We start from the raw sequence: 13,550 nt of genomic DNA, 5'->3' as shown, positions 1-13,550 counted from the left end.
GGCGTTACCGTTCGGGCCCCGTACCATGGGGTGAGGCCGTGGCTCGACTCGCCCGGCGGCAGGTGTGCCGACGAGGGTATGCCGCCACACCCACCAACCCGGGAGAAGCGCCGCAGTATGCCCACGCGCAACGACATTCGTAATGTCGCCATCGTCGCCCACGTCGACCACGGCAAGACGACGCTGGTCGACGCCATGCTCAAGCAGGCCGGAGCCTTCGCCGCGCACCAGCATCTGGACGACCGGATGATGGACTCCAACGACCTGGAGCGCGAGAAGGGCATCACGATCCTCGCGAAGAACACGGCCGTGAAGTACCACCCCAAGGGTGGTGGCGACCCCATCACGATCAACATCATCGACACCCCCGGCCACGCCGACTTCGGTGGCGAGGTCGAGCGCGGCCTGTCGATGGTCGACGCGGTCGTGCTGCTGGTGGACGCCTCCGAGGGCCCGCTGCCGCAGACCCGCTTCGTGCTCCGCAAGGCGCTGGCGGCCAAGCTGCCGGTCATCCTCTGCATCAACAAGACCGACCGCCCGGACTCCCGGATCGACGAGGTCGTCAACGAGACGTACGACCTGTTCCTGGACCTGGACGCGGACGAGGACCAGATCGAGTTCCCGATCGTCTACGCGTGCGCGCGCGACGGTGTGGCCTCGCTCACCAAGCCGGAGAACGGCACCGTCCCCGCGGACAGCGACAGCCTGGAGCCGTTCTTCTCCACGCTGCTGGAGCACGTGCCTGCCCCCTCCTACGACGAGGCCGCGCCGCTCCAGGCGCACGTCACCAACCTCGACGCCGACAACTTCCTCGGCCGTATCGCGCTGCTCCGCGTCGAGCAGGGCGAGCTCACGAAGGGCCAGACGGTCGCGTGGATCAAGCGCGACGGCTCGATCCAGAACGTGCGCATCACCGAGCTGCTGATGACCGAGGCGCTCACCCGCAAGCCCGCCGAGAAGGCCGGCCCCGGTGACATCTGCGCCGTCGCCGGCATCCCGGACATCACCATCGGCGAGACCCTGGCCGACCCGGAGAACCCGGTCGCGCTGCCGCTGATCACGGTGGACGAGCCCGCGATCTCCATGACCATCGGCACCAACACCTCCCCGCTGGTCGGTCGCGGCCCCGGCGGCAAGGGCGCCGTCAAGTCCGCGGTCAAGGACCGCAAGGTCACCGCTCGCCAGGTCAAGGACCGTCTTGACCGCGAGCTGATCGGCAACGTCTCCCTCCGGGTGCTGGACACCGAGCGTCCGGACGCGTGGGAGGTGCAGGGCCGAGGTGAGCTCGCGCTCGCCATCCTGGTCGAGCAGATGCGCCGTGAGGGCTTCGAGCTGACCATCGGCAAGCCGCAGGTGGTCACCCGCGAGGTCGAGGGCAAGGTCCACGAGCCGGTCGAGCGCATCACCATCGACGTGCCCGAGGAGCACATGGGCGCCGTGACGCAGCTCATGGGCACCCGCAAGGGCCGGATGGACAACATGTCGAACCACGGCTCCGGCTGGGTCCGCATGGAGTTCGTCGTCCCCTCCCGCGGTCTGATCGGCTTCCGTACCGAGTTCCTGACCGGTACGCGCGGCACGGGCATCGCCCACTCGATCCACGAGGGCCACGAGCCGTGGTTCGGCCAGCTGGTCACCCGTAACAACGGTTCGCTGGTCGCCGACCGCGCCGGTGCCGTCACCGCCTTCGCGATGACGAACCTCCAGGAGCGCGGCGTGCTGTTCACCGACCCGGGCACCGAGGTGTACGAGGGCATGATCGTCGGCGAGAACTCCCGCGCCGACGACATGGACGTGAACATCACCAAGGAGAAGAAGCTCACCAACATGCGCTCCTCCTCCGCCGACTCCTTCGAGGCGATCGTGCCGCCGCGCAAGCTCTCCCTGGAGCAGTCGCTGGAGTTCTGCCGCGACGACGAGTGCGTCGAGGTGACCCCGGAGACGGTCCGCATCCGCAAGGTCGTGCTGGACCAGAAGGAGCGCGGCCGCACCGCCTCCCGCGCCAAGCGCTGACATGCACCAGGGGCACCGGTCCTGCTCCCGTTCCCACGGGCGGCCAGGGCCGGTGCCTTTGCGTGACGGCACCGTGACGGGGCGGTCCGCGCATGTGAGGCGGGCCACGGACCGGGCCCTCACGGGCGGTTGCTGTGACCGATGTCACCGTCGGCAACCGCCGGTCGCGGCGGGCCTCGTGGACCGGGGCGAAGTGTCGCGGTTACGCCAGTGGCGCGGCCGCGACAGCACGTTCCCTGGCGGTCCGTCAGCGCCGTAGATTCGCGTGGATCCACGCGCTTTGAGGCAAGTGTTTTTCAGTTTCAGACGTCCGAATACCGGACAGTGTTCACCGATACTTGTGTTACAAGTCCGTTTCGTCGGTGTCTGTCTACAATCCAAATGTCCGAATTGCGAAACTGTTTTGGACCGGTTGTGACCAAAACGAGATCGTAAGTGTGTGGTTCGTAGGCCCAACGTGACCGATAGTTGGAGCCGTTGAGCTCGGGTCAATGGGTCCAAGCGCTTATGGGGAGCGCCGACTCACGAGCACAGGTAGCCGGTAGTCCACTGTCAGGGGTGTCAGTGGGGTCCGGCGCCTTTCACGTACGGACAGTGACTCCTGAGGAGGCAAACCCATGCGCGGTGCCAAGAGCGCCACTTGGGTCGCAGGCGCGATCATCGTCGCCATGGCCGCAACTGCTTGCGGCGGTGGCAAGGACAATGCCGGTGGTGGCAGCAAGTCTGACGGCATTGTGTCGATGGAGATTGGCGAGCCGCAGAACGGTCTCGTCCCCTCGAACACCTACGAGACCGAGGGTGGCGAGGTTGTTCACGCCCTCTTCGTCGGTCTCACCAAGCTCGACGCCGACAACAAGATCGTCGACGACATGGCCCAGTCCATAGAGACGACGGACTCCAAGGTCTGGACGATCAAGCTCAAGCCGGGCTACACCTTCCACAACGGTGAGAAGGTGACCGCCCAGTCCTACGTCGACGCCTGGAACTACGGCGCCAACCAGGACAACGCGCAGCAGACCAACGCGCTGTTCTCGCACATCCAGGGCTACGCGGACCTGAACCCGGGCGAGGGCAAGAAGCCGGCGACCGACAAGCTGTCCGGTCTCCAGGCGGTCGACGACTCGACCCTGAAGGTCACGCTGACCGCGCCGTTCTCGGCGTTCAAGGCGCAGCTGTCCTTCAACGGCTTCGACCCGCTGCCGAAGGCCTTCTTCAAGGACCCCAAGGGCTTCGGCGAGGCCCCGATCGGCAACGGCCCTTACATGATGAAGGGCAAGGTCAAGCACAACGAGTCGATCAGCGTCGTCAAGTACGACAAGTTCCCCGAGGCCTCGCAGTACGAGGTCAAGGGCATCAACTTCAAGGTCTACTCGGACTCCGACACGTCCTACAAGGACCTGGTCGCGGGCAACCTCGACATCGACGACTCGATCCCGACCTCCGGTCTGGCCACCTACAAGAAGGACCTCGGCGACCGCGCGATCGACGAGTCCGACTCCGGCGTGGGCTACATCGGCTTCCCGCTGAAGTACAACAAGGCCTTCCAGAACGCGGACCTCCGCAAGGCCATCTCGATGTCGATCGACCGCAAGACCATCGCGGACAAGATCTTCCTCGGCGCCCGTATGCCGGCTGACGACTTCATCAGCCCGATCATCCCGGGTTACCGCCAGGGCGCCTGCGGCGACGCGTGCACCCTGAACCCGACCGAGGCCAAGGAGCTCTACAAGAAGAGCGGCGGCCTCCCGGGCAACACGCTGGAGCTCGGCTACAACGCCGACGGTGACCACAAGGCGTGGATCGAGGCTGTCGCCAACGAGATCCAGACCAACCTGGGCATCAAGGTCACGGCGAAGCCGTTCGAGCAGTTCCAGACCATCCTGAACGACCTGGACGCCAAGAAGTACCAGGGCGCCTTCCGTATGGGCTGGAACATGGACTACCCGAACATGGAGAACTACCTCCGTCCGATCTTCTCGAAGGACGCCATCGCCAACGGCTCCAACTACGCGGGCTACACCAACCCGCAGTTCGAGAAGCTGCTCGCCGACGGTGACCAGGCGGCGACCGACGCGGACGCGCAGAAGCAGTACCAGGCTGCCGACGACATCCTCCTCAACGAGATGCCGTACATCCCGGTCTACTTCTACAAGCTGAACGCGGGCTACAGCGACAAGCTCTCGGCCCTGAAGATCGCCGGCGGCAACGTCCTGTGGGACACCGTCAAGCTCGCCTGAGCGAGTACGCCCTTGAAGTAACGGGCTGACATGGGGTGGGTTAGGGGAGGCCTGATGGTTTCCCCTGCCCACCCTGTCTGCCGTCCGCGTCCGCCCCGCCGCCCCCTCCCAGCCCTCCGGCGGCAGGCGGGTCAGCACCCCCTTCTGGAGAACCAATGGGCCGATACGTCGCGCGCCGTATCTTGCAGGCGATACCTGTACTGATAGGCGTCACGTTGATCATCTATGTCCTGGTCTTCGCCCTGCACGGCGACCCGATCCAGGCGCTTGCAGGCGAGAAGCGAGCCGATCCCAACATCGCCGCGATCCTCAGAGACCAGTACCACCTCAACGATCCCTGGTACGTGCAGTACTGGTACTACATCAAGGGGGTGTTCACCGGGGATCTGGGCACCACGTACACCGGGCGCCCGATCTCCGAGATCGTCTCCCAGCGCTTCCCGGTGACGGCGCAGCTGGCGATCACCGCCTTCGTCATCGAGGCCGTCATCGGCATCCTGGCGGGTGTGCTCTCGGCGCTGCGCAAGGGCAAGTTCCTGGACCAGCTGGTCCTGGTCAGCACCCTGCTGCTGATCTCGATCCCGGTCTTCGTGCTCGGCAACGTGCTCCAGCTGGAGCTCGGCGTCAACCTGGGCATCGTCCCGGTTGCCGGTACCGACGACGGCTGGCCCACCAGCTTCATCCTGCCGGGCCTCGTGCTCGCGTCCACGTCGATGGCGTACATCACCCGTCTGACCCGGGCCAGCATGATGGAGTCCATCCGTGCCGACTACGTGCGTACCGCGGTCGCCAAGGGCCTGCCGTACCGTCGGGTGATCGGGCTGCACGCCCTGCGCAACTCCCTGATCCCCGTCGTCACGTTCCTGGGCATGGACCTGGGCGCGCTGATGGGTGGTGCGATCATCACGGAGAGAATCTTCAACCTGCCGGGCATCGGCCAGCAGCTGGCGCAGTCGGTGTACCTGCGCGAGCGTCCGGTGGTGGTCGGGATCGTCACCCTGCTCGTCCTGATCTACCTGGTGGCCAACCTCGTCGTAGACGTTCTCTACGCCGTGCTCGACCCGAGGATCCGCTATGAGTGAGAACACCATCGAGAAGTCCATCCCGGCCAAGGACGGGATGCCCGGCGAGCCGGTGACGGCTGCCGAGGAGAAGCCGGCCCGCGCGGCCAGCCTGCTCAAGGACGGCTGGACCGACCTGCGCCGCAATCCGATGTTCATCGTCTCGGGCGTGATCATCCTGCTTCTGCTGGCGCTCGCGGTCGCGCCTGGCGTCTTCACCTCCCGCAGTCCGTTCGTCGACGGTTTCTGCCAGCTGGAGCACTCGCTGGACCGGCCCTCCTCGGGCCACCTGTTCGGCTACGACCTCCAGGGCTGTGACATCTACACCCGCACGGTCTGGGGCACCCGGAACTCGATCATCGTCGGTGTGGTGACCACCCTGCTGACCTCGCTGGTCGGCTGTGTGCTCGGCATGATCGCCGGTCTGCGCGGCGGCTGGCTCGACAACGTCCTGTCCCGGGTCACCGAGGTCTTCTTCGCCCTGCCGCTGATCGTCGGCGCGCTGCTGATCATGTCGATGTTCAACACCGGCAACGTGTGGACGGTCTCGCTGGTGCTGGCGATCCTGGGCTGGCCCCAGGTGTTCCGCATCATGCGTGGCGAGGTGATCTCCAACAAGCACAACGACTACGTCATGGCGGCGAAGGCGCTGGGCGCGGACAGCAAGCGCATCGCGTTCCGGCACATCCTGCCGAACGCGCTGGCGCCGGTGATCGTCATCACGACGATGAACCTCGGTGTGTACATCGCCGCGGAGGCCGCGCTGTCCTACCTCGGTATCGGCATCCAGTCGCCGAACATCTCCTGGGGTCTGATGATCAGCGACGTGCAGGACCGGTTCCTGACCGCCCCGCACGCCCTGCTCTTCCCGGCCGGTGCGCTCAGCCTCACGGTGCTGGCGTTCATCATGCTCGGCGACGCGGTCCGCGACGCCTTCGACCCCAAACTGCGCTGAGGAGGGCGTACATGACCACCATGGATATGACGGAGGGCGTGCCGGCCCCCCGGCGCGCCGACGGCACGGGTGTTCCCCTGCTGGAGGTCCGAGACCTGCACGTGGAGTTCCACACCCGGGACGGCGTCGCCAAGGCCGTCAACGGTGTGAACTACACCGTCGAGCCGGGCGAGACCCTTGCGGTGCTGGGCGAGTCCGGTTCGGGCAAGTCCGTGACCGCGCAGGCCATCATGGGCATCCTCGACATGCCGCCCGGCAGGATCCCGCAGGGCGAGATCCTCTTCCAGGGCAAGGACATGCTCAAGATGTCCTCGGAGGAGCGCCGCAAGATCCGCGGTCGCAAGATCGCCATGATCTTCCAGGACGCCCTGTCCTCGCTGAACCCGGTGCTGAGCGTCGGCTACCAGCTGGGCGAGATGTTCCGGGTGCACCAGGGCATGTCCCGCAAGGACGCCAAGGCCAAGGCCATCGAGCTGATGGACCGGGTCCGCATCCCCGCGGCGAAGCAGCGGGTGGGCGACTACCCGCACCAGTTCTCCGGCGGTATGCGTCAGCGCATCATGATCGCCATGGCGCTGGCACTGGAGCCCGACCTGATCATCGCGGACGAGCCGACCACCGCCCTGGACGTCACCGTCCAGGCACAGGTCATGGAGCTCCTCGCGGAGCTCCAGCGCGAGTTCAACATGGGCCTGATCCTGATCACCCACGACCTCGGCGTGGTCGCCGACGTCGCGGACAAGATCGCCGTGATGTACGCGGGGCGCATCGTGGAGACCGCCCCCGTCCACGAGATCTACAAGCGTCCGGCCCACCCTTACACCAAGGGCCTGCTGGCGTCGATCCCGCGCCTGGACCAGAAGGGCCAGGAGCTCTACGCGATCAAGGGCCTGCCGCCCAACCTCCTGCGCATCCCGACCGGCTGCGCGTTCAACCCGCGCTGCGAGATGGCGCAGGACATCTGCCGCACCGAGGTGCCCAGGCTCGTCCCGGTCACCGAGCGGGACGGTGGCGAGCTGCCGGGCCGCGGCAGCGCGTGCCACTTCTGGAAGGAGACGATCCATGGCTGAGCTCCCCACGAACGATGAGGCGGCAGCCGAGGTCGTCGAGGCCGCGATCGCCAAGCCGGTCGAGCGCGGCGAACCGATCCTGCAGGTGCGCAACCTGGTCAAGCACTTCCCGCTGACCCAGGGCATCCTGTTCAAGAAGCAGGTCGGCGCCGTCAAGGCCGTCGACGGCGTCTCCTTCGACCTGTACCAGGGCGAGACCCTGGGCATCGTCGGCGAGTCCGGCTGCGGCAAGTCCACGGTCGCCAAGCTGCTGATGAACCTGGAGCGCGCCACCGCCGGCGAGGTCTTCTACAAGGGCCAGGACATCACCCGGCTGTCCGGACGGGCGCTCAAGGCCGTCCGCCGGAACATCCAGATGGTCTTCCAGGACCCGTACACCTCGCTGAACCCGCGCATGACGGTCGGCGACATCATCGGCGAGCCCTTCGACATCCACCCCGAGGTGGCCCCGAAGGGCGACCGGCGCCGCAAGGTGCAGGAGCTGCTGGACGTCGTCGGTCTCAACCCGGAGTACATCAACCGGTACCCGCACCAGTTCTCCGGCGGCCAGCGGCAGCGCATCGGCATCGCCCGCGGCCTGGCGCTCAACCCGGAGATCATCATCTGCGACGAGCCCGTCTCGGCGCTGGACGTGTCCGTGCAGGCGCAGGTCATCAACCTGATGGAGAACCTCCAGGACGAGTTCAACCTGTCCTACATCTTCATCGCGCACGACCTGTCCATCGTCCGGCACATCTCCGACCGCGTCGGCGTGATGTACCTGGGCAGGATGGCCGAGATCGGTACCGACACCGAGATCTACGAGCACCCCACCCACCCGTACACGCAGGCCCTGCTGTCGGCGGTGCCCGTGCCGGACCCGGAGGCCCGCGAGCACCGCGAGCGCATCATCCTCACCGGCGACGTGCCGTCCCCGGCCAACCCGCCGTCGGGCTGCCGCTTCCGCACCCGCTGCTGGAAGGCGCAGGACAAGTGCGCCACCGAGGAGCCGCTGCTGGCGATCCCGGAGCGTTTCAAGAACTCCGAGACCCCGGCCGCGCACGACTCGGCGTGCCACTTCGCCGAGGAGAAGGACGTCGTCAACGCGACGGTCTGATCCCGGCCCAGCCCCCGAAGGGCGCCCACGCGATCATCGCGTGGGCGCCCTTCCGCGTTCGCGCATGGGCCCGGGAACGCCGAGGGCCCCGGTGCCGGTCCTGGTCCAGGTGTGGCGGAACGGCTCACGGCGGCCCGTGGTTGCCCTGGACGACGCGACCGTCAGGGAGGGCACCTGGGCGCCTCCGGCGCGGAGGTGCGGATCCAGCCCGTGTGACGGACCGCGCGGCGCCGCAGGGTGCCCCCGGGAACGGCTCCGCCCCGCCGCCGCGGGGTGCGGTGGCGGGGCGGAGCCGGCGGGACTTACTTGGTGTAGCCGATGTTCTCGTAGCGCAGGTCCTGGAAGCCGTAGGCGCCGATGTTCGCCAGGTTCTTCTGGACGGCGTAGATGTCGGGGCGCTGGTACAGCGGCAGCAGGTTGGCCTGCTGCCAGATCAGCACGTCCGCGGCGTTGGCGTCGGTGATGGCCTGGGCCGCGTCGGTGTCCGCCGCCGCCTTGTTCATGGCCGCGTCGAGCTCGTCGCTGCCGACACCGGTGTAGTTCTGCTGGATGTTGTCACCGACGGGCTTGGCGTAGATCGACTTGGTCGACGACACCGGGAAGGCGGTGCCCAGCCAGGAGAAGGCCGTCAGGTCGAAGCTGCCGGTGTTGACGTACTTGTCGAAGAAGTCCTGGATCGGGACGGTCTTGATGTTCAGCTTGATGCCGACCGCCTTGAGCATGGGCTGCATCAGCTTGCCCTCGTTGGCGGAGGTGGCGACGTTCGCCGGGATGACGAAGTCCAGCTCCAGGGTCTTGCCGCCCTTGGTGCGGAACTCGCCGTCCTGCTTCCAGCCGGCCTCGTCCAGCAGGCTCTTGGCCTTGGCCTGGTCGAAGACGCCGATGCCGGTCGCGTTGTCCTTGTACCCCTTCTGGTTGGTGACGAAGAAGTGGTTGTTCAGCGGCTTGGGGTCCCAGTCCAGTCCCTGGAGGTCGGACTGGGCGATGGCGTCGCGGTTGAGGGCCGACATGATGGCCTGCCGCACCTTGACGTCCTTGAGGTTGTCGTGCGCGCCGTTGAAGGTGATGTGGCGGTAGTTGGGGCCGGCCGCCTTGCGGATCTCGGCGTTCGTGACCTCCTTGGCCTGCTTGTACGCGGCCGAGTCGGGGCCCACGTTGAAGAAGCCGATCTCGCCGTTGGCGAAGGCGCCGGCCTGGGCGTCGGCGTCCAGGGCCCGGAAGATGATCTTGTCCAGTATGGCCTTGTTGCCCCACCACTTGTCGTCGCGGACGACGGTGAGGGTCTTGGTGGTCTTGTCGATGCCCTGGAACTTGAACGGGCCGGCGGTGACCGGGATCTTGCCGAGGTAACCGGTGTTGAAGCCGTCCGGGGTGCCGATGACCGAGGCCGGGTAGAGCGGGCTGAACAGGCTCTTCCAGTCACCGAAGGGGCTGTCGAAGGTGACCACGACCTCCTGGTCGGTCTTGCCCTTCGCGACGCTGCTGATCAGCTCGTAGCCGGTGCTGGAGGAGATCTTGTACTTGGCGTCCTTGCCGTTCAGCGCCTTCCAGCTGGCCTCGTAGTCCTTCCAGGACATGGCCGTGCCGTCGGACCACTTGGCCTTGGGGTTGATCTCGTAGGTGACGACCTGCTTGCCGGAGCTGTCGTCGACCTTCGCCGAGGTCAGGTAGTCCGGGTTCGGCGTCACGGTGCCCGTCGCGTCCGACAGCATCGTGATCGGGATCAGGGAGCGCTCGACGTCGAAGCCGTCCGCGAGCGTGCCGTCGATCTCGTTGTAGTTGAAGTTCTCGGCGATCTCCGCGACCGGCCAGTTGAGGGTGCCGCCCTCCTTCAGCTGGTCGCGGTCGGTGGCCTTGATGTTGTTGGCGCTGGACTTGGGCACCGAGTTCTTCTTGGCCGCGGCGTCGTCACCGCCGCTGTCGCCGCCGCACGCGGTGAGCACCAGCGCGCCGGCGGTGGCCAGCGCGACCATGACCGCGGAAGTACGGGTTCTGTTCAACGGACTCTCTCCTCTAACGGGTTGGGACAACAAGGGGGTCAGACGACAGTGACCGCGGCGGCGTAGTGGCAGGCCGCGTTGTGGTCGCCCGCCAGGGCGGAGGGTGACGGGTCCTCGTCGCGGCAGCGGCCGCGCTGGACCTCGTCGAGGGAGGCGAACTTCGGGCACCGGTTGCGGAAGCGGCAGCCGGTGGGCACATCGGTGGGACTGGGCAGGTCGCCGGAGAGCAGGACGCGCTTGCGCATCCGTTCCTTGCGGGGGTCGGGCAGGGGGACCGCCGACAGCAGGGCCTGGGTGTACGGGTGCGAAGGGGCGTCGAAGACGGCCTCCGCGGAGCCGATCTCGACGATCCGGCCCAGGTACATCACGGCGATCCGGTCGGCGATGTGCCGTACGACGGACAGGTCGTGCGCGACGAACAGATAGCTGAGCCCCAGCCGCGACTTGAGCTCGTCCAGCAGGTTGAGCACACCGGCCTGGATGGAGACGTCCAGGGCGGAGACCGGTTCGTCCAGGACGACCAGCTTGGGCTCCAGGGCCAGGGCGCGGGCGATGCTGATGCGCTGCCGCTGGCCGCCGGAGAACTCGGCGGGGAAGCGGTCCACGTGGTCCGGGTCGAGGCCGACCTGCGACAGCAGTTCGGGCACGCGGGCGGCGATGCGGTCCCGGGACCAGCCGTGGGTCTTCATGGGCTCGGCGAGGATGTCCCCGACCGGCATGCGCGGGTCGAGGGCCGCCATCGGGTCCTGGAAGACCACCTGGAGGTCGCGGCGCAGCGCCTTGCGGTCGGCGCGCCCCAGGCCCCGGATGTCCTTGCCGAAGACCGTGACGGCGCCGGACTGGCCCGACGGCAGGTCGAGGATCTCCAGCAGCGTGGTGGTCTTGCCGCAGCCGGACTCGCCGACCAGGCCGAGGGTCTCGCCCTCGCGGATGTCGAAGGTGATGCCGTCGACGGCCCGCACCTCGCCGACCCGGCGCTTGATGACGGCGCCGTGCATCAGCGGGAAGTGCTTGACCAGCCCGCGTACCTCCAGCACGGTGTCGCGCAGGTCGCGGGGCACGTCCGCGGCCGGCGGCGGCGGGGGCAGTTCCGGCACCGGGTAGACGGTGGCCGGGTCCAGGGAGCCGCCGTCCTCCAGCTCGTGACTGCGGTGGCAGGCGGTGGGGTGGTTGCCGCCCTCGCGCACCGTCAGCTCCGGCTCGGTCCGGCGGCACACGTCGATCGCCACGGGGCAGCGGGCGGCGAAGGGGCAGCCCGTCGGCAGGGCGACCATCGACGGCGGGTTGCCGTCGATGGGGGTCAGGGCGTGCCGGCCGCCGTCGTCCAGCCGCGGGATCGAGCCCAGCAGGCCGATGGTGTACGGCATGCGGGGCGCGTAGTAGACGTCGTCGACGGGGCCGGTCTCCACCGGGCGGCCCGCGTACATCACCTGGACCCGGTCGGCGAAGCCGGCCACCACGCCGAGGTCGTGGGTGATGATGACGATGGCGGCGCCGGTGACCTCCTGGGCCTTCTTCAGCACGTCCAGGATCTGCGCCTGGATGGTGACGTCCAGGGCGGTCGTCGGCTCGTCGGCGATGATCACCTCGGGGTCGTTGGCGATCGCCATCGCGATCATCGCCCGCTGGCGCATGCCGCCGGAGAACTCGTGCGGGAAGGCGTCGGCGCGCCGCTGCGGGTCGGGGATGCCGACCAGGTCCAGCAGTTCGACCGCGCGCTTGCGGGCGGCGTCCTTGTCCAGGTCCTGGTGGATGCGCAGGGCCTCGACGATCTGGTCGCCGACGGAGTAGACCGGGGTCAGCGCGGACAGCGGGTCCTGGAAGACCATCGCGATGTCCTTGCCGCGGATCTTCGTCATCTCCCGGTCGTCCAGCTCCAGCAGCTCACGGCCGTGCAGCTTCACCGAGCCCTTGACGTCGGCGGTGTCCGGCAGGAGGCCGAGGACGGCCAGGGAGGAGACGGACTTGCCGGAACCCGACTCGCCGACGATGCCGAGGACTTCGCCGCGCCGCACCGAGAAGGAGACGCCGCGTACGGCCCCGACCGGCCCGGCCTCGCTCGGGAAGGAGACGTGGAGGTCGGTGACCTCCAGGGCGGGGATCTCGGTCACGACGTGCGTCCTTCCTTGGACGTGCTCTTGAGCGTGCGGGGGGCGCGGGCCTTGGCACCGGCGGAGTTGGGGTCGAGGGCGTCCCGCAGGCCGTCGCCGATGAAGGCGATCGACAGGCAGATCAGCACCAGGCAGCCGGCCGGGAAGTAGAACAGCCACGGGAAGGCGGGGGCGGCGGGGGTGCCGGTGGCGATGAGGGTGCCGAGCGAGATGTCGGGGGCCTGCACGCCGAAGCCGAAGTACGACAGGCTGCTCTCGCCGATGATCGCGGCACCGACCTGGATCGTGCCGTCGATGATCAGCATCGAGGCCATCGACGGCAGGATGTGCCGGAAGATGATGACCGGTGCCGGGACGCCCATGTACTTGGCGGCCTTGACGAACTCGCGGTCCTTCAGTGTCAGCGTCATGCTGCGGATGACCCGGCCGGTGATCATCCAGCTGAACAGCGCCAGCAGGAGCACGAACACCAGCCAGGTGGTGCCCTGGAAGAGCGGGGAGAGCACCGCGATGATCAGGAAGCTGGGCATCACCAGCAGCAGGTCGACCACCCACATCAAGGAACGGTCGGTCCAGCTGCCGAAGTAGCCCGCGCTCGCCCCGACCGCGGCGGCGAAGAACGTGCAGATGATGCCGGTCAGGATGCCGATGACCAGGGACTTCTGCAGGCCGCGCATGGTCATGGCGAACAGGTCGGTACCGGTCTGGTCGGTGCCGAACCAGTGGGCTCCCGAGGGCGGCTTCTGGAACGCGGTGAAGTCCAGCTCCGTGTAGCTCCACTTGTAGAACAGCGGGGAGCCGTAGGCCAGGACGAAGAGCACGAAGAGCATGCACAGCCCGAACAGCGCCAGGCGGTTGCGGGCGAAGCGGACGGCGGTGAGCCGCAGCCGTCCGCCGCTGCGGCGCCGGGCCGGCGGGGCGGGGAGGGTGGCGGGCTGGACGGAGGGGGTCTGGACGGCCATGAGAGAGGGCTCCTGGTGACGCGGGATCAGGGCGACGGAGGCGCG

9 protein-coding genes are annotated in these 13,550 nt (G+C 67.6%); 6 read left to right on the top strand and 3 right to left on the bottom strand.

What is annotated here, in order from left to right:
- Positions 1-117: 117 nt before the first annotated feature.
- From typA to ACIP64_RS02135, 6 genes are all read left to right on the top strand, one after another.
- The gene (typA, locus tag ACIP64_RS02160) at positions 118-2,013 is read left to right on the top strand and encodes a translational GTPase TypA (protein ID WP_360914996.1); all 1,896 of its coding nucleotides are present in this window, start codon (positions 118-120) and stop codon (positions 2,011-2,013) included.
- Between the two features lie 617 nt (positions 2,014-2,630).
- On the top strand, positions 2,631-4,250 hold the full coding sequence (locus tag ACIP64_RS02155; protein WP_401580709.1) for an ABC transporter substrate-binding protein: 1,620 nt from the start codon (positions 2,631-2,633) through the stop codon (positions 4,248-4,250).
- Between the two features lie 155 nt (positions 4,251-4,405).
- Entirely contained in the window at positions 4,406-5,332 is a 927-nt protein-coding gene (locus ACIP64_RS02150) for an ABC transporter permease (RefSeq protein WP_401580707.1), read from the top strand.
- The gene (locus ACIP64_RS02145) at positions 5,325-6,266 is read left to right on the top strand and encodes an ABC transporter permease (protein ID WP_401580706.1); all 942 of its coding nucleotides are present in this window, start codon (positions 5,325-5,327) and stop codon (positions 6,264-6,266) included. Before ACIP64_RS02150 ends, ACIP64_RS02145 begins: the two co-directional genes overlap by 8 nt.
- 11 nt (positions 6,267-6,277) lie before the next feature.
- Complete coding sequence (locus tag ACIP64_RS02140) at positions 6,278-7,336, top strand: ABC transporter ATP-binding protein (protein WP_401580705.1); 1,059 nt, start codon at positions 6,278-6,280, stop codon at positions 7,334-7,336.
- The gene (locus tag ACIP64_RS02135) at positions 7,329-8,432 is read left to right on the top strand and encodes an ABC transporter ATP-binding protein (RefSeq protein ID WP_401580704.1); all 1,104 of its coding nucleotides are present in this window, start codon (positions 7,329-7,331) and stop codon (positions 8,430-8,432) included. The genes ACIP64_RS02140 and ACIP64_RS02135 overlap by 8 nt, the downstream gene beginning before the upstream one ends.
- 302 nt (positions 8,433-8,734) lie before the next feature.
- On the opposite strand, the gene ACIP64_RS02130 is transcribed toward ACIP64_RS02135, so the two are convergent.
- Genes ACIP64_RS02130 through ACIP64_RS02120 form a run of 3 tightly spaced genes read right to left on the bottom strand, consistent with a single transcriptional unit; the run spans position 8,735 to position 13,505 of the window.
- Positions 8,735-10,432, bottom strand: coding sequence for an ABC transporter family substrate-binding protein (locus ACIP64_RS02130; RefSeq protein ID WP_401580702.1), 1,698 nt, complete (start codon positions 10,430-10,432; stop codon positions 8,735-8,737).
- Positions 10,433-10,470: 38 nt separating this feature from the next.
- Positions 10,471-12,543 carry a dipeptide ABC transporter ATP-binding protein gene (locus ACIP64_RS02125; protein ID WP_401580700.1) on the bottom strand — a complete coding sequence of 691 codons (2,073 nt, stop codon included), beginning with the start codon at positions 12,541-12,543 and terminating at the stop codon, positions 10,471-10,473.
- Positions 12,540-13,505, bottom strand: a complete 966-nt coding sequence (locus ACIP64_RS02120; RefSeq protein WP_401580698.1) for an ABC transporter permease — start codon at positions 13,503-13,505, stop codon at positions 12,540-12,542. Before ACIP64_RS02120 ends, ACIP64_RS02125 begins: the two co-directional genes overlap by 4 nt.
- Positions 13,506-13,550: the final 45 nt, after the last annotated feature.

Source organism: Streptomyces sp. NPDC088733 (genome assembly GCF_044751185.1).
Lineage (GTDB): Bacteria > Actinomycetota > Actinomycetes > Streptomycetales > Streptomycetaceae > Actinacidiphila.
The sequence above is the reverse complement of the archived record's forward strand: the minus strand, read 5'-3'. Positions and strand labels throughout refer to the sequence as shown.